17 protein-coding genes are annotated in these 15,749 nt (G+C 73.8%); 13 read left to right on the top strand and 4 right to left on the bottom strand.

The genetic code is table 11. The annotated features are described in order from the left end of the window. The first annotated feature begins 41 nt into the window (after positions 1-41). The gene (locus OKX07_RS17815; RefSeq protein ID WP_265629326.1) at positions 42-737 is read left to right on the top strand and encodes an LmeA family phospholipid-binding protein; all 696 of its coding nucleotides are present in this window, start codon (positions 42-44) and stop codon (positions 735-737) included. Between the two features lie 13 nt (positions 738-750). Here the strand turns inward: OKX07_RS17815 and phnF are convergent, their stop codons facing one another. Then, a complete protein-coding gene (phnF, locus tag OKX07_RS17810) occupies positions 751-1,512 on the bottom strand; it encodes a phosphonate metabolism transcriptional regulator PhnF (RefSeq protein WP_265629325.1) in 762 nt (253 codons plus the stop codon). A 155-nt stretch (positions 1,513-1,667) separates the two neighbouring features. On the opposite strand from phnF, the gene phnG reads away from it, so the two are divergent. The 9 genes from phnG to phnN are packed head-to-tail and all read left to right on the top strand — an operon-like array spanning position 1,668 to position 8,795. Beyond that, entirely contained in the window at positions 1,668-2,153 is a 486-nt protein-coding gene (gene phnG, locus OKX07_RS17805) for a phosphonate C-P lyase system protein PhnG (protein WP_265629324.1), read from the top strand. Further along, entirely contained in the window at positions 2,150-2,800 is a 651-nt protein-coding gene (phnH, locus tag OKX07_RS17800) for a phosphonate C-P lyase system protein PhnH (RefSeq protein ID WP_265629323.1), read from the top strand. Before phnG ends, phnH begins: the two co-directional genes overlap by 4 nt. Then, positions 2,800-3,921: a carbon-phosphorus lyase complex subunit PhnI gene (locus OKX07_RS17795; protein ID WP_265629322.1), complete on the top strand. Its 1,122-nt coding sequence runs from the start codon at positions 2,800-2,802 to the stop codon at positions 3,919-3,921. The genes phnH and OKX07_RS17795 overlap by 1 nt, the downstream gene beginning before the upstream one ends. Beyond that, positions 3,918-4,790, top strand: a complete 873-nt coding sequence (locus tag OKX07_RS17790; protein ID WP_265629321.1) for an alpha-D-ribose 1-methylphosphonate 5-phosphate C-P-lyase PhnJ — start codon at positions 3,918-3,920, stop codon at positions 4,788-4,790. Before OKX07_RS17795 ends, OKX07_RS17790 begins: the two co-directional genes overlap by 4 nt. Beyond that, the gene (gene phnK, locus OKX07_RS17785) at positions 4,787-5,587 is read left to right on the top strand and encodes a phosphonate C-P lyase system protein PhnK (RefSeq protein WP_265629320.1); all 801 of its coding nucleotides are present in this window, start codon (positions 4,787-4,789) and stop codon (positions 5,585-5,587) included. The genes OKX07_RS17790 and phnK overlap by 4 nt, the downstream gene beginning before the upstream one ends. 4 nt (positions 5,588-5,591) lie before the next feature. Further along, entirely contained in the window at positions 5,592-6,335 is a 744-nt protein-coding gene (gene phnL / locus OKX07_RS17780; protein ID WP_265629319.1) for a phosphonate C-P lyase system protein PhnL, read from the top strand. Beyond that, positions 6,332-7,006 carry a DUF1045 domain-containing protein gene (locus OKX07_RS17775; RefSeq protein ID WP_265629318.1) on the top strand — a complete coding sequence of 225 codons (675 nt, stop codon included), beginning with the start codon at positions 6,332-6,334 and terminating at the stop codon, positions 7,004-7,006. Before phnL ends, OKX07_RS17775 begins: the two co-directional genes overlap by 4 nt. Next, positions 7,006-8,184, top strand: coding sequence for an alpha-D-ribose 1-methylphosphonate 5-triphosphate diphosphatase (locus tag OKX07_RS17770; RefSeq protein WP_265629317.1), 1,179 nt, complete (start codon positions 7,006-7,008; stop codon positions 8,182-8,184). Before OKX07_RS17775 ends, OKX07_RS17770 begins: the two co-directional genes overlap by 1 nt. Next, the gene (phnN, locus tag OKX07_RS17765) at positions 8,181-8,795 is read left to right on the top strand and encodes a phosphonate metabolism protein/1,5-bisphosphokinase (PRPP-forming) PhnN (RefSeq protein WP_265629316.1); all 615 of its coding nucleotides are present in this window, start codon (positions 8,181-8,183) and stop codon (positions 8,793-8,795) included. The genes OKX07_RS17770 and phnN overlap by 4 nt, the downstream gene beginning before the upstream one ends. Here phnN and OKX07_RS17760 read toward each other — a convergent pair. Next, positions 8,792-9,970, bottom strand: coding sequence for an MFS transporter (locus tag OKX07_RS17760; protein ID WP_265629315.1), 1,179 nt, complete (start codon positions 9,968-9,970; stop codon positions 8,792-8,794). The genes phnN and OKX07_RS17760 overlap by 4 nt on opposite strands. Positions 9,971-10,199: 229 nt before the next feature. Here OKX07_RS17760 and OKX07_RS17755 point away from each other — a divergent pair, with 229 nt between their 5' ends. The 3 genes from OKX07_RS17755 (at position 10,200) to phnE (ending at position 13,748) form a co-directional block, all read left to right on the top strand. Then, complete coding sequence (locus OKX07_RS17755) at positions 10,200-11,129, top strand: phosphate/phosphite/phosphonate ABC transporter substrate-binding protein (protein ID WP_265629314.1); 930 nt, start codon at positions 10,200-10,202, stop codon at positions 11,127-11,129. An 84-nt stretch (positions 11,130-11,213) separates the two neighbouring features. Continuing rightward, entirely contained in the window at positions 11,214-12,020 is an 807-nt protein-coding gene (locus tag OKX07_RS17750) for a phosphonate ABC transporter ATP-binding protein (protein WP_265629313.1), read from the top strand. Further along, entirely contained in the window at positions 12,021-13,748 is a 1,728-nt protein-coding gene (gene phnE / locus OKX07_RS17745) for a phosphonate ABC transporter, permease protein PhnE (protein ID WP_265629312.1), read from the top strand. Positions 13,749-13,791: 43 nt separating this feature from the next. On the opposite strand, the gene OKX07_RS17740 is transcribed toward phnE, so the two are convergent. Beyond that, positions 13,792-14,445, bottom strand: coding sequence for a phosphonatase-like hydrolase (locus OKX07_RS17740; RefSeq protein WP_265629311.1), 654 nt, complete (start codon positions 14,443-14,445; stop codon positions 13,792-13,794). Between the two features lie 26 nt (positions 14,446-14,471). Further along, positions 14,472-15,575, bottom strand: coding sequence for a TIGR03364 family FAD-dependent oxidoreductase (locus OKX07_RS17735; protein ID WP_265629310.1), 1,104 nt, complete (start codon positions 15,573-15,575; stop codon positions 14,472-14,474). Between the last annotated feature and the right edge of the window lie 174 nt (positions 15,576-15,749).

Raw genomic sequence — 15,749 nt, 5'->3', positions numbered from 1 at the left:
CTCGCCGGGTGCGTCCGGCCGAGCCGGGCCAGACTTCGCCCATGGAGCGACGGCGGCTGGTGGACGGGTTGGTCGGGGCGGCGGTGGCCGTGCTCGTGATGGTGCTGGTGGTGGTCGTCGCCGTGCTCGCGGTGACGCGGTCGGCGTCGTCGGCAGCGCCGGTCCCGCGCCCGACGACGACGGCGGGGGACGGCAGCGCGGCGGACCAGCCCCCCGACGACCTCGCCGACGGCGACCTGTGGCTGGACGGGATCACCCTGGACGCCCGGACCCTGGCGACGCCCGACGGCATCGTGCACGACGTCGCCGTCACCGGTCAGGACCTGCGGACCGGGGCGGCGGGGCTGGTCGCCGGGGCCCTGACGGTCGACGCCACCGTGCCGTTCGACCTGGTCGCGGGGCAGATCGGGTCCGACGTGCGCGTCGGACCCGTCCCGGGCAGCCCGGACCAGGCGGCCGTGCACCGGTCGTTCGAGGGCCTCGGTCGGGTGCTGGACGTCGAGGCGACCGGGACCGTCACGGTGCGCGCGGGGCGCCTCGTCATCGAGCCGCGGACGATCGACATCGGCGGCCCGGGCTTCCTCGCCGACGCGTTCGGGGCGCTCGCCCGCCGGCTCGTGACGATCGAGCACGAGATCGAGGGCATGCCCGACGGGCTGGTGCTGCACGAGGTGACCGTCCAGGACGACGGGTTCCGCGCGGGGCTGCGCGGCACGGACGTGCGCATCGAGCCGTGACGGTGCCGCAGGGTCAGGGACTCGCGGCCGGCGGGCTCCCCGGGGTCGGGTGCTCGATGTCCAGGCGCACGCGCTGGGCGGCGAAGCGCGTCACCAGGTGCTGCAGCGGGGTGCCGTCGGGCAGGGTGTCGAGCGCCTCGGCCACCAGCACGATCGCGCCGGGCCCGAGGGCGAGCAGCGCGGCCTCCGACGCCGTGGCGTGCCGCGCGCTGACGACGGTCGACGCCCGCACGTAGTCGTCGATGCCGCTCGCGCGCAGCGCGGCCGTGACCGACCCCTCGCGTCCCAGCGTGACGGCGATGTCGGGCAGCCGCGCGACGTCGAACCAGTGCGTGCTCACGGAGATCGGCCGCCCGGCCACCGAGCGGGTCGTCTCGACCCGGACCGCCCGGCCGCCGGGGATCGCGAGCCGCCGGGCGACCTCGGCCGGGGCGTCCTCGACCGCGCTGTCCAGCACGCTGGCGCTGCCGCGGGTGCCGAGGCTGCGCGTCAGGCGGGTGCGCAGCCCGATCTTGTGCAGCCGCACCGGCTCGCCGGTGACGAAGGTGCCGCTGCCGCGCCGGGACTCGACGAGCCCGTCCTCGGCGAGCACGGCGATCGCCCGACGTGCCGTGTGCCGGTTCACGTCGAAGCGCTCGGCCAGCGTGTGCTCGGTCGGGAGGCGGTCGCCCGCGCGCAGCCGGCCGTCGCCGATCTCGACGCGGAGCTCCTCGGCGATCAGGCGCCAGGCCGAGTAGCCGCTGCGCGCGCGGGCGGCGGTGGTGCGATCCGTCACGGCGTGTCCCTCCCGGGTGTCCACAGAAGTTCATCGTCTGGTGCCCTGGGCGTCGACCGCTGGGTCTTCTCCGCCTGGTGGGCTCGGCCTAGCATGTGAGTTATCTAGAACAGTAGACAACTTGAGGGGATGTCGGGCGTGAGGTGCATCGCATCATGACGGTCCAGGACAGCGTGGCAGGCGGTCCGTCGGTCGACGACGTCCGTCGTGCCGCGCGGGTGCTCGCGGGTTCCTCCCATGCCGAGCTGGCGGCGCTGTGGTCGGCGTGGGGTGAGCAGCCCGAGGTCACGTACCTGCGGGCCCCCGAGGCCGGCCTCGTGATGGTGCAGGGCCGGGTCGGCGGCACCGGTGACCGCTTCAACCTCGGGGAGGCGACCGTCACCCGGGCGACGGTGATGCTCAGCGGTGCCGGCGTGGGCGAGGTGAGCGGCACGTCGTACGTCCTCGGCAGCCACCCCGAGCACGCCGGCCTGGCCGCCGTCTTCGACGCCCTGCTGGCCGCACCGGAGCAGCGCGCGCGGGTCCTCACCGACGTGATCGAGCCGCTCGAGCGCGCCCAGGCGGAGCGCGACGCGGCCGCCCAGGGCGACGCACGGAGCACGGTCGTCGACTTCTTCACCGTCGCCAGGGAGCACGCATGAGCACGTCGGTCGCCCACCGCACGCCCGGGTTCGCGCACCCGGTGCGCGACGCGCAGCAGGTGTTCCGCGCCGTGCTCGAGGCGCTCGCGCGCCCCACGACGGCCCAACCCGTCGGCGTCGTCGTCGAGCCCCCGGCCCCGCTGGGCGCCACCGCCGGAGCCGTGGTCCTGGCGCTGTGCGACGAGCAGACGCCCGTGTGGCTCGATCCCGCGCTGCGGGCGGCACCCGCGGTCGGCGCCTGGATCGCCTTCCACACCGGCGCGCGGGTCGTCGACGAGCCCGGGGACGCCGCGTTCGCCGTCGTCTCCTCGCCGTCTGCGGCGCCCTCGCTGGGCGACCTCGCGCAGGGGACGGACGAGGAGCCGCACCGGTCGGCGACGCTCGTGATCGACACCTCCGGCGCGCACGGCACCCAGGCGCTCGTGGCGACCGGACCGGGCATCCCCGAGGTCGCCACGTGGGACGGCGCCGGCCTGCCGCCCGGCTTCCTCGCCCAGTGGCAGGCGAACCACGCGCTCTTCCCGCGCGGCGTCGACGTCCTCCTCGCCGCGGGGACGACGGTGCGCGGTCTGCCACGCACCACCGCGCTGAGCGACGCGCACGAGCATGCGCACGAGCACGCCGACGACGAGAGAGGGGACGCCTGATGTACGTCGCCGTCAAGGGGGGCGAGAAGGCGATCGCCCACGCCCACGCGCTGCTCGCCAAGCGCGGGCGCGGCGATGCCGACGTCCCGCGCATCGACCACGTGCAGGTCCGCGACCAGCTGGGCGTGCTCGTCTCGCGCGTCATGGCCGAGGGCTCGCTGTACGACCCGGACCTGGCCGCGAAGGCGCTGCTGCAGGCGCAGGGCGACGTGCTCGAGGCCGTCACCCTGCTGCGCTCCTACCGCACCACGCTGCCGCGGTTCGGCATCACCCTCGCCGTCGACACCGCCGGCCTGCCCCCGGAGCGCCGCGTCTCGGCGACCTTCAAGGACATCCCCGGCGGCCAGCAGCTCGGCGCGACGTTCGACTACACCCACCGTCTCCTCGCCGACGAGCTCGAGACCCCGGAGCTGCCGGTCCCGGACGCGCCGGCCGGCGAGCCGATGCCCCGCGTCACCGACCTGCTCGGCGTCGACGCCCTCGTCGAGCTGGACCGGCCCGCCGAGGGCTGGACCGACCCGGACCCGGGCGACCTCACCCGCGAGCCGACGGTCTTCCCGATGAGCCGCGCCGAGCGCCTGCAGGCCCTCAGCCGCGGCGACGAGGGCTTCCTGCTCTCGTTGGGCTACTCCACGCAGCGCGGCTTCGGCAACACCCACCCGTTCGTCGGCGAGGTGCGGGTCGGCGAGGTCGAGGTCGAGCTCGACGTCCCGGAGCTCGGGCACGCCGTGCCGATCGGGCGCATCGAGGTGACCGAGTGCCAGATGGTCAACCAGTTCGTCGGCAGCGCCGACCAGGCCCCCCAGTTCACCCGCGGCTACGGCCTCGTCTTCGGACGGGCCGAGCGCAAGGCCATGTCGATGTCGCTGGTCGACCGGGCGCTGCGCCGCGAGGAGTTCGGCGAGCGCGTGGTGTCGCCCGCGCAGGACGAGGAGTTCGTGATCGCCCACGCCGACAACGTCCAGGCCACCGGGTTCGTCGAGCACCTGAAGCTGCCGCACTACGTCGACTTCCAGGCGGAGCTCGGGCTGATCCGCAGCCTGCGCCGCGAGTTCCGGGCCCGCGAGGCGGCCTCGGCGGACGCGTCCGCACGCGGGACCCTGATCGAGGAGAACGCATGACCGCGCCACGGATCGTCTACAACGAGGGCTACCTCGACGAGCAGACCAAGCGGGTCGTCCGCCGCGCCCTGCTCAAGGGTGTCGCCGTCCCCGGGTTCCAGGTGCCGTTCGCGTCCCGGGAGGTGCCGATGCCCCGCGGCTGGGGCACCGGCGGCGTCCAGGTCACCGCAGCGGTGATCGGCCCGTCCGACACGCTCAAGGTGATCGACCAGGGCGCGGACGACACGACCAACGCGGTGTCGATCCGCGCCTTCTTCGAGAAGGTCGCCGGCGCCGCCAGCACGACGCGCACGGACGAGGCCACGATCATCCAGACCCGGCACCGGATCCCCGAGACCCCGCTGGTCGACGGTCAGGTCATCGTGTACCAGGTCCCCATCCCCGAGCCGCTGCGCTTCCTCGAGCCGCGCGAGACCGAGACGCGGCGTCTGCACGCCCTCGAGGAGTACGGCCTGATGTACGTCAAGCTCTACGAGGACATCGCGCGGTACGGGCACATCGCGAAGACGTACGACTATCCGGTGCTCGTCAACGGGCGTTACGTCATGGCGCCTTCTCCTATCCCGAGCTTCGACAACCCGAAAATGCACCGGAGCCCCGCGCTGCAGCTTTTCGGTGCCGGGCGTGAGAAGCGCATCTACGCCATCCCGCCGTACACCGACGTGGAGAGCCTGGGATTCGAGGACTTCCCTTTCGAGCCACAGCGGTTCGACCGGCCGTGCGAGATCTGCGGATCTGCCGGTGTGTATCTCGACGAGGTCGTCATGGACGACCGCGGAGGCGTGATGTTCGTCTGCTCCGACACCGACCACTGCGAGCGCACCACGCAGGCGCGCGAGGGCGACCGGGCCGCCGAGGTGAACGCATGACCGACGAGACGCCCCTGCTGAGCGTGACCGGCGCCGGGCACCGCTACGACGAGCGGTTCGGCTGCCGGGACGTGACCTTCGACCTGTGGCCGGGTGAGGTGCTCGCCGTCGTGGGCGAGTCCGGCTCCGGCAAGTCCACCCTGCTCGGCGTCCTGGCGCAGCAGCTCACGCTGGACGAGGGGTCGATCCGCTACCGCACGGCCGTCCGCCACGACGACGGCGCGGGTGACGGCCTGCTCGACCTGTCGACGCTGAGCGAGCGCGAGGTGCGGCGCCTGTGGCGCACCGAGTGGGGCTTCGTCCACCAGGACGCCACGGACGGGCTGCGGATGCACGTCAGCGCGGGCGGCAACGTCGGTGAGCCGCTCATGGCGAACGGGTGGCGCCACTACGGCGCGATCAGGGCGGAGGCCGACGAGTGGCTGCGCCGCGTCGAGATCCCGGCCGACCGCATCGACGACACGCCCGCCTCGTTCTCGGGCGGCATGCGCCAGCGCGTGCAGATCGCGCGGAACCTCGTGTTCGGCCCGCGGCTGGTCTTCATGGACGAGCCGACGAGCGGCCTGGACGTGTCGGTGCAGGCCCGCCTGCTCGACCTGATCCGCTCGCTCGTCGCCGAGCTCGGTCTCGCGGTCGTGGTCGTCACCCACGACCTCGCCGTCGCGCGCCTCATCTCCCACCGGACGCTGGTGATGAAGGACGGCTTCGTCATCGAGTCCGGCCTGACGGACCGGGTCCTCGACGACCCGCAGGCCGCCTACACCCAGCTGCTCGTCTCCTCGATCCTCCAGGGCTGATCACATGACGTACGACACGACCCCGCCGATGCCCCCCGACGCCACCCTGTCCGTCCAGGACGTCGACAAGACGTTCACCCTGCACCTGCAGGACTCCCAGCGGCTCCCCGTGCTGCGCGGCCTGACCTTCGACGTGCCGCGCGGGGCCTGCGTGGTCCTCGGCGGCGAGTCCGGCGCCGGCAAGAGCACGGTCCTGAAGATGGTCTTCGGCAGCTACGGCGCGGACTCGGGCCGCATCCTGCTGCGGCACCGGCGCTCGACCATGGACCTCGCCGTCGCGCAGCCAAGGCAGGTGCTCGCCGCCCGGCGGGAGACCGTCGGGTACGTGAGCCAGTTCCTGCGTGCCGTGCCACGCGTCCCCGCGCTGGACGTGGTCGCGGAGCCGCTCGTCGAGCGCGGCGTGCCCCGGGAGACGGCGCGTGAGCAGGCCGGCGCGCTGCTGGCACGGCTGAACGTCCCGGAGCGCCTGTGGAACCTGCCGCCCGCCACCTTCTCGGGTGGTGAGCAGCAGCGGGTCAACATCGCGCGGGGCTTCGTCGTCGAGCGGCCGCTGCTGCTGCTCGACGAGCCGACCGCGTCGCTCGACGTGCGCAACCGCGCGGTGGTGATCGACCTGATCCGCGAGCGCCTGGTCACCGGGGCGGCGATGCTGGCGATCTTCCACGACGCCGACGTGCGCGAGGCGGTCGCCGACGTGACCGTCGACGTGCACGCGTTCACCTCGACGCGCCAGGAGGTCGCCGCGTGAGGCGGTACGCCGTGTACGCCGTCCCCGGCGCCCACGACGCCGACGCCGCCGAGGCGCACCGGCTGCGCGCCGCGGTCGAGGCCTGGTACGCCCGCGACGAGCTCCAGGGCCTGACGACCGACGCGCGCCGTTACGGCTTCCACGCCACGCTCCGGTCGCCGATCCGCCTGGCCGACGGGCGCACGGAGGACGAGCTGCGGGCGGCCGCCGACGCGTTCGCCGCGGCACGCCCTCCGGTCGTGATCCCCGGCCTGCGTGCCGCGCCGATCGACGGCTTCCGTGCGCTGCTCCCGGCGCCCGACGACGGCGCCCTCGACACGCTCGCCGCCGCCGTCCTGGCCGAGTTCGAGGACTTCCGTGCGCCGATCAGCGACGCCGACGTCCGCCGCCGCCGTCCCGAGCGGCTCACGCCGCGCCAGCGCGAGCTGTTCGAGCAGTGGGGCTACCCGTACGTGCTCGACGAGTTCCGCTTCCACCTCACCCTCACCGACCCCGTGCCCGCCGAGCGCGCAGCCGAGGTCGACGCCGCCCTGGAGGAGCACTTCGCGGGGCTGACCGGGATCGACGTGCCGCTCACCGCGGTCGTGATCAGTGTCGAGCCCGAGCCGGGCGCCCCCTTCGAGGTCCTCTCCGTCCACCCCTTCGCCGAGTCGATCCTGGAGACCGTCTGATGCCCCTCGTCCTGCGCAACGCCCACATCGTCCTGGCGGACCAGGTCGTCCACGGATCCGTGCGGATCGAGGACGGCGTCGTCGCGGAGATCTCCGACGACCCGCACCTGGACGTCCCCGGCGTCCCCGGCGAGGACATGGGCGCCGACCACCTGCTGCCGGGCCTCGTCGAGCTGCACACCGACCAGGTCGAGGCCCACTACCAGCCGCGCCCCCAGCGGTTCTGGGACCCGATCCCGGCAGTGATCGCGCACGACGCGCAGATGGCGGCGTCGGGCACGACGACGGTGCTCGACTCGCTGCGCATCGGCAGCCTCCCGGGCGAGAACCGGCTGAGCGGCAAGGCGCACACCCTCGTGCCGGCCGTGATCCACGCCGCCGAGGCGGGGCTGCTGCGCGCGGACCACTACGTGCACCTGCGCTGCGAGGTCGCGACGCCGGACGTCGTCGAGGTGTTCGACCAGCTGGGCGGGCACGAGCGGGTCCGCATGGTCTCCCTCATGGACCACACGCCCGGCCAGCGCCAGTACGCCGACGTCGAGGCGTTCCGCACCTACATGGTCGGCAAGCACAGCATGAGCAACGCCCAGTTCGAGGCGCACGTCGCGGAGCTGCACGTGCTGTCGGAGAAGTACTCCGAGGACAACCGCCGCCGGATGACCGAGCGTGCCCGTGAGCGGGGCCTCACGATCGCCGCGCACGACGACGCCACCCAGGCGCACGTCGACGAGGCCGCGGCCGCGGGGGTGCGGATCTCGGAGTTCCCGACGACCGTCGTGGCCGCCCGGGCGGCCCGTGCCGCGGGGCAGCTCGTCGTCATGGGCTCGCCCAACGTCGTCCGGGGTGGTTCGCACTCGGGCAACGTCGGCGCGGCCGAGCTGCTGAGCCTGGGGCTGCTGGACATCCTGTCGAGCGACTACGTCCCGGCCAGCACGCTGCAGGCGGTCTTCCTGCTCGTCGCGCGCGGCGACGTCACCCTGCCGCAGGCCGCGGCGCTGGTCAGCGGCAACCCGGCGCGTGCGGCCGGCCTGGAGGACCGCGGCGTGATCGCGGCGGGCAAGCGGGCCGACGTCGTGCGCGTGCACGCGTACGAGGGGGCGCCGAGCGAGCACCACCCGCTGGGCACCCCCGTGCCGATCGTGCGCGGCGTGTGGCGCGAGGGCCGGCGGGTCGCGTGACGGGTGCGTTCGTCGCCGTCGTCGGGCCGAGCGGGTCGGGGAAGGACGCGATCCTCGAGCGTGCGCGGCAGGCCCTGGCCGACGACGCCGGGATCGTCTTCCCGCGGCGTCGGATCACCCGCCCCGCGGGGCCGGGGGAGGACCACGAGCCCGTGAGCGAGTCCGAGCTCGCCGCTGCCGAGCGGCGCGGCGAGCTCGCGCTGACGTGGCGCGCGCACGGCCTCGCGTACGGCATCGGGGCGCACGTGCTCGACGTCGCGGCCGCCGGCGGCGTGGTCGTGGCGAACCTCTCGCGCGGAGTCCTCCAGCAGCTGCCCGGCCTCTTCGCGGACGTGCGGGTGGTCCGGGTCACCGTGTCGGACGAGGTGCGCCTCGCGCGCATCCTCGCGCGCGGTCGCGAGGACGAGACCGCCGCGGCGGCCAGGGTCGCGCGGCGGGACCCCGCGCCCGACCACCGCGTCGACCTCGAGATCGTCAACGACGGCACGCTCGAGCAGGCGAGCGCGCAGCTGGTGCAGCTCGTGACGCGCGTCCGGGACTCGGCGCAGGTCACCTCCGACGGTGCGACCGCGCTCGCGCGCACCCGGGCGAGCGCGGTCCCGGGTCCCTAGCTGCCGCGCGCGAGGAGCGCGCCGATGACGGCGACCCCCGCCAGGATCGCCGTCATCACGGCGAAGGACCCGACCCCGTCGGCGAACAGCGGACCGAGCGCGGGCGTGAGCGCGAGCAGGACCGTCAGCGGCGCGCTGAAGAGACCGTTGATCGAGCCGTAGTTCGCCGACCCCCAGCGGTCGCTCACCGCGTTCGCCTGCACCAGGGTCTGCGTGCCCCGGATCGCCCCCGCGACGACCGCCACGGCCACGAGCAGCCACGTCGGCCCCGGCAGCAGGGCGATCGCCAGCAGCACGGCCGCCGAGGCGAGGGCGACCGCGGCCAGCGGCAGCCAGGGCGGCAACCGGCGCGGGAGCACCATGAACAGCAGGCGTCCGCCGATCTGGCCCGCACCGACCAGGCCCAGCGTGATCGCCGCGAGCTCGTAGGAGATCCCCTTCTCGAGCAGCAGGGGGATGATGCTGAGGGTCACGGTGTACAGCGACAGCGTGATCGCGGTGGTCGCGAGCAGCAGCATCCAGAACCGCCGCTGGCGCAGGACGGTCCCCGCCGTGTGCACCTCGGCGTGCCCCCCGCGCGGGTGCGGCACCCAGGCCCGCTCCAGCGAGAACCAGTGCAGCGGCACGGTCACGACGGCGAGGACCCCGGCGAGCACCAGGAAGGTCGTGCGCCAGTCCGTGACCCGGAGCAGCGCCACCACGACGGGTGCGAAGACGGTCGAGGCGAGCCCGCCGGCGAGCGTCAGCACCAGGAGGGGCAGCTGGCGCCGCTCCTGGTAGCGGTGGGTGATGACGGTGAACGCCGCCTGGTAGAGCACGGCCGCCTGGGCGAGGCCCACGACACCCCACCCGACGGCGAACACCGCGGGGGACGGGGCCAGCGCGACCACGCACAACCCGGCCGCGCCTGTCAGGGACCCGGCCGTCATGATCCGTCGCGGCCCGTTGCGGTCGAGGATGCGGCCCACCGCGACGCCCGCGACGGCCGAGACCACCAGGCCCAGCGAGTAGAGCCCGGTCACGAGCGACAGCGACCACCCGGTGTCCTGCGCGATGACCGGGGAGGCGACGATGAATGCGTAGAACAGGACCCCCCAGCTGACGAGCTGGCCCAACGACAATGCCGCCAGGCGGCGGCGTGGATTCGTCGGTGCGAGGACCGCGGTGGCATTCACCGGGCGACCATAACCCCCACTCTCGGGGACCCGTCCGGCGAGTCCGGACGATGGCGCCCGATGTTCGCCTCCTCGTTGCGGTCCGGGTCACCTGCGGCGGCCCTGGTGTTCACCGGACGACGGCACCATCGGCCTTGTCGTCAAGCGCCGGCAGTCGTCGGCACCGCCTCACGAAAGGCAATGCGTCATGGATCTTCGCACCCGAGCCAGCGGATTTCTCGGAGGGGTCGTGATCCTCGTCGGGCTCACCGCCTGCGCAGCCGGCGCCACCGGCGCGACCGGCGCGACCGAGGGCGCGACGGACACCGCCGCGGCGGTCGAGATGCCGGAGAAGCTCGTCTTCGCGCAGATCCCGAGCGAGTCCGCCGAGGGCATCGCGGAGGACAACGAGGCGATCATCCGGGTGATCGAGGAGGAGACCGGGCTCGAGGTCGAGCTGCAGGAGGTCACCGACTACGCGGCGGTCATCGAGGCGCTGCGCGCCGGCCAGGTCCAGGTCGCGGGCCTCGGCCCGTTCTCCTACATGGTCGCGAAGGACGGCGGCGCGGGCGTCGAGCTGCTCGGCTCCCTCGTCGACGCCCCGGAGGACGAGCCCGGCTACCAGTCGTACGGCATCGTGAAGGCCGGGAGCGACATCACCGACCTCGCGGGCTTCGCCGGCAAGACCGTCTGCTTCGTCGACCCGACCTCGACCTCGGGACTCCTGTACCCGAGCGCCGGTCTGCTCGAGCTCGGGATCGACCCCGAGGACGACGTCACGCCCGTCTTCGCGGGCGGCCACGACGCCTCGGCACTGTCGGTCGCCGACGGCACCTGCGACGCGGGCTTCGCCTACGACACCATGGTCGACCACGAGCTCATCGAGGCCGGCAGCCTCCAGGAGGGGCAGCTGGAGGTCGTCTGGGAGTCGAAGATGATCGCCGGGAGCCCGTACGTGGCGAGCGACAAGCTGCCCGCTGAGCTGCTCGAGCAGCTCAAGGAGATCTTCGCGGACTCCCTGAACATCCCGGCCATGGTCGAGTCCGGCATCTGCACGTCGGAGGACGACTGCACCCTGCCGGAGGACAGCGGCTACGGCTTCGTCCCGGTCGAGGACACGCTCTACGACGGCGTCCGCGAGGTCTGCGAGATCACCCAGGCCCCGGCCTGCAAGGTGTGATCCCACCGGTGCGGACCGGGCCCCGGCCCGGTCCGCACCGGTCCTGCGTCCCCCCACCGATCCGAGAAGAAGCGAGGACCACCGATGCCCCCCGCCGCTGCGTCCGCCACCGTGCCCGGTCTCGGGGCGATCCGTTTCGAGAACGTGACCAAGACCTTCGGGAGCGTCCGCGCGCTCGACGACGTGACCGTGTCCTTCGCGTCGAACAAGATCAACGTGCTGCTCGGGCTGTCGGGCTCCGGCAAGTCGACGATGCTGCGCCACGTGAACGGCCTGGTCAAGCCGTCGAACGGCGACGTCTGGACGCTCGGCACCCCGGTGCACGCGGCCGGCCCGGCCGCGCTGCGCACCCTGCGCAACGACGTCGGCATGATCTTCCAGCAGTTCCACCTCGTCGAGTCGATGTCCGTGCTCGAGAACGTGTGCACCGGCAAGCTCGGGTCCCTGCGGGGGCCACGGTTCGGGCTGTGGAGCTACCCCCGCGCCGTGCGCGAGGCCGCCATGGACCAGCTCGGTCGCGTCGGCCTGGCCGACAAGGCGTTCCAGCGGGCGGGGACGCTGTCCGGCGGTCAGCAGCAGCGCGTCGCGATCGCGCGCGCCCTCATCCAGCGTCCCACCGTGCTGCTCGCGGACGAGCCCGTCGCGTCCCTCGACCCCATGTCGTCGGCGGGCGTGATCGAGCTGCTCGCGCAGATCAGCCGGGAGGAGAACCTCACGGTCATCTGCAGCCTGCACCAGGTGAAGATCGCGCTCGAGTTCGCCGACCGGATCGTCGGGCTGAACGCCGGCCGCGTGGTGCTCGACCAGGCCGCGGCGGGCCTGTCGCACGACGACGTCGACGGCATCTACGCGCCTGTCCCGCTGGGCGCGCGCGTCGGGGTAGCCGTCTAGATGGCCGTCGTCACGGACGCGCCCGCGCCGGGCGCCGCCACCTCCGGCACCCCGCTGCCGCCGCGCCCGCGCACGAGCGCGAACCTCGTCGCGGCCCGGACCGTGCTGGTCCTCCTCCTGGGCGCGGCGATCTGGTCGGTCGTCGCCCTGGAGATCAGTGTCGCGTCGATGGTGCGCGGTCTCGAGAACGCAGGGCTCTTCCTCGCGCGCACCGTCCCGCTCGACTTCCCGCCGCTGGGCGAGCTGCTGGTGATGACGGCCGAGACGCTCGCGATCGTCGTCGTCGCCACGGTCATCGCCGTCGTCCTCAGCCTGCCGGTCGCGATCTTCGCCGCGGCCAGCACGACGAGCGGACCGGTGGCGCAGGGTGCCGCCCGCACCGTCATCGTCCTGTGCCGCGCGGTGCCCGACGTCGTCTTCGCGATCGTGCTGTTCCGCGTCTTCGGCCTCGGGGCGCTGCCGGGCATCCTGGCGCTGGGCCTGCACTCGATCGGCATGATCGGCAAGCTCTACGCCGACGCGATCGAGGACCTGGACGGCGGGCCTGCCGAGGCCGTGCGCGCCGCCGGCGGCAGCCGCGCGCAGTGGATCACCAGCACGGTGATCCCGCAGGTGATGCCGCAGCTCATCGCGACCGCCCTGCACCGCTTCGACATCAACCTGCGCACGTCGGTGCTGCTCGGCTACGTCGGCGTCGGCGGGATCGGCCTCGAGCTGGCCAACGCGCTGCGCACCATGCAGTACCAGCGCGGCATGGCCCTCGCGCTGATCATCCTGGTGCTGTGCATCGTGGTCGAGATGGTGTCCGGGGCCGTCCGCGCGACCCTCCTCGGGCGTGTCCCGGCCGACCGGCGAGGCCTCGTGGGGTTCATGGACCGGGTCGCCGGCGGGTGGGTCACCGCACCCCGCGGCGGTTCCGAGCCCCAGCGCACCCGGCAGGGGCGCGTCCGGGTCGCGCCGCAGTGGGACGGCGAGCGCATCCGCCGGTTCGCGGGCGTCACCCTGACGGTCGCCGTCGTCGCCGTCGCCACCCTGTACGCCGACATGGACTTCTCCACGATGGTCAGCGACCTGCTGGCGCTGCCCCAGGTATTGGCGGCATTCCTGCCGCCGTCGCCGCAGGACCTGCTCGACACGCTGCTCGAGGCGATGCTCGTGACGATCCAGATCGGGCTCGCCGCGACGCTCCTGGGTCTCGTCCTCGCGTTGCCGATCGGGATCCTCGCCGCGCGCAACGTCGCCCCGAACGCGAGCGTGGCGAAGTTCTTCCGGGTCGTCATCGTCGTGGTCCGTGGCCTGCCCGAGCTGATCCTCGCGATCGTCTTCATCGTCATCACCGGCCTCGGCCCCGTGCCCGGGACCCTGGCGCTGGCCATCGGCTCCGTCGGCCTGCTCGGCAAGCTCGTCGCCGACTCCCTCGAGGAGACCGACGTGCGGGTGCAGGACGCGGTGCGCGCGACGGGTGCCACGGGGAGCCAGGTGTTCTTCGGCTCGACGCTGTGGCAGGTCGGCCCGCAGCTCATCGCCCACGTGCTCTACCAGCTCGACGTCAACATCCGGTCGGCGACGCTCCTCGGCATCGTCGGCGCGGGCGGCATCGGCTTCTACCTGCTCAACGCGAGCAGGGTCCAGGAGTTCGACGTGGTGGCGTTCATCATCCTGCTCGTGCTCGTCACCGTGCTGGCCGTCGAGGCCCTCGCGGTGTGGACCCGCCGCGCGCTGCGCTGAGCCCTCCCTCCGGCCCTCCCGCCCTGCGGACCCGGGGGAGTGCTCACAGACCCAGCAGGGCCGGGATCCCGGTGACGTCGTCGAGCACGTGGGTCGGGTGCTCGATGACGAGCTCCTCGCGGGTCTGCGCGCCGGAGAGCACGGCGACGACCCACCCGGCCCCGGCCGCGCGCCCGGCGAGCACGTCCAGCACGGTGTCGCCGGCGGCCAGCACCTGGCGGGCGTCGGACACCCCGGTCAGCTCCATCGCCCGGGCGATCATGTGCGGTGCCGGGCGCCCCGCCGCGACCTCGGAGGCGCAGACGACCGCGTCGACCTCGACCCCGACGCGCCACCCCAGCGCGGCCAGCAGCGGGTCGGTGACCTGGCGGTCGAACCCCGTGGTCAGCGCGACCTTCACCCCGGCCGCGCGCAGGCGCGCCAGGCACTCCGGCACACCCGGTACCGGGACCGGGGGGGTGCGCAGGTAGGCGGACCGCAGGCGCTGCACGAACCTGTCGTGCAGGTCCTCGGTCGACGCCGGGTCACCGGTCAGGGCCGCCAGCGCCTCGCGCTTGTCCGCCCCCATCCACCGGCGCAGGTCGGCGTCCGTGGCGGGGGTGCCGTGGTCGGCCACGACGTCGGCGAGGACCCGGTAGACGGCGCCCCCCTCCTGCACCGTCGTGCCGGCGATGTCCAGGGCTGCGAGTGCGATCACGGGCGTGCTCCAGGTGAGGGCGGCGGTCAGAACGAGTCGAGGACGGCGGGGGCCAGTCCCAGGGCGGTGGTCATGCCGATCCCGGACGTGACGGCCACGGCGGTCACCCCGTCGGCGACGTGGGCGCGCAGGAACTCGCCCGGCGCGTCCGCGTAGACGCCCTGCCAGCGATGGACCACCGGCATCGCGGGCAGGTCCAGCAGCGCTCGCGTCTCGGCCAGCAGCAGGTCGTCGAGAGCCTCGGCTGAGAAGGCGTCGTGCGTGCGGGCGTAGGCGTGCGTGTCCCCGACGACCAGGTCACCGTTCGGGAGCTGGGTGAGCATGTGGTTGATCCCGGCGTCGAGCAGCTCAGGGCGTTCGCGCTGCCAGCGCTCCCGCAGGGCCCGAGCGCCCTCGGTGCGCGCCAGCGCCGGGTAGCGGAGCATCGAGGTGCCGGTCAGCAACGCCGGGGCGATGGTGGTCCCGGCCGGTGGGCGCAGCTGCAGCATCTGGAGCAGGCAGCGTCGTAGCCCGGCCCGGTCGGCGACCTCGGGCAGGAGGCGGTCGACGTCGTGCCCCACGCAGACGACGATGCGGCTCGCGCGCAGCGCACCCCGCCCGGTCCGGACGAGCCCCGGTTCGACGCCCAGCACCGGGGTCGACCACCGGACGGCAGCCCCGGGTTGCTCCGTCAGCCAGGCGGCGATCCGTCCGGCCGCGGCGCGCTGGTCCACCCGCAGGTCGGCCGGCAGGTGGGCCCCGCCCAGAGCGCCCGTCACCGGCGCCCGGGCGGCGACCTCCTCACCGGTGAGCAGGTCGACCTCCGCAGGGCCGCGCTCCGCGGCGAGCTGGTCGAGGGCGGCCATCTCCTCGCCGGTCCGGGCCACGACGAGGGTCCCGCACTCGTCGACCCGGAAGCCGGCGGTCCGCCCCAGCTGCAGCCAGGTGCCGCGCGCACGCCGGGCGTACGCGAGCGCCTCACCGTCCTGCGCGGTGATGCACGCGTGACCGAAGTTGCGCACCGACGCCCCGACGGCGCGGTCGTCGCGGTCGAGGACCACCACGGACGCTCCGCGGGCGCTCGCCTCCACGGCGTGGGCCAGGCCCACGATCCCGGCACCGACGACGACGAGGTCCACGACGGCGGTCACACGCAGGACGGTGACACGCTCGCGCGTGCGCCACGGGCGACGTCGGCCACGAGCAGGTGAACAGTCGGCGGGCAGACGGCGCGGGCGGCGGGCAGGACGGCGGACCGGGACGACGGGTCCGGCCGGACCGGGCGGCGGTGCGGAGCGGGCGCGCTCCTCCGCTAGACTCCTACC

The organism is Cellulomonas sp. S1-8, from assembly GCF_026184235.1.
Lineage (GTDB): Bacteria > Actinomycetota > Actinomycetes > Actinomycetales > Cellulomonadaceae > Cellulomonas.
This window is presented reverse-complemented; position numbering and strand designations above follow the sequence as displayed.

Excerpts from the sequence above, each read along its gene's own strand:
- OKX07_RS17750 (WP_265629313.1), top strand. The coding sequence starts at position 11,214 with ATGCCCCCCGCCGCTGCGTCCGCCACCGTGCCCGGTCTCGGGGCGATC.
- OKX07_RS17815 (WP_265629326.1), top strand. The coding sequence starts at position 42 with ATGGAGCGACGGCGGCTGGTGGACGGGTTGGTCGGGGCGGCGGTGGCC.
- phnK (WP_265629320.1), top strand. The coding sequence starts at position 4,787 with ATGACCGACGAGACGCCCCTGCTGAGCGTGACCGGCGCCGGGCACCGC.
- phnE (WP_265629312.1), top strand. The coding sequence starts at position 12,021 with ATGGCCGTCGTCACGGACGCGCCCGCGCCGGGCGCCGCCACCTCCGGC.
- OKX07_RS17795 (WP_265629322.1), top strand. The coding sequence starts at position 2,800 with ATGTACGTCGCCGTCAAGGGGGGCGAGAAGGCGATCGCCCACGCCCAC.
- OKX07_RS17770 (WP_265629317.1), top strand. The coding sequence starts at position 7,006 with ATGCCCCTCGTCCTGCGCAACGCCCACATCGTCCTGGCGGACCAGGTC.
- phnH (WP_265629323.1), top strand. The coding sequence starts at position 2,150 with ATGAGCACGTCGGTCGCCCACCGCACGCCCGGGTTCGCGCACCCGGTG.
- phnL (WP_265629319.1), top strand. The coding sequence starts at position 5,592 with ATGACGTACGACACGACCCCGCCGATGCCCCCCGACGCCACCCTGTCC.
- phnG (WP_265629324.1), top strand. The coding sequence starts at position 1,668 with ATGACGGTCCAGGACAGCGTGGCAGGCGGTCCGTCGGTCGACGACGTC.
- OKX07_RS17790 (WP_265629321.1), top strand. The coding sequence starts at position 3,918 with ATGACCGCGCCACGGATCGTCTACAACGAGGGCTACCTCGACGAGCAG.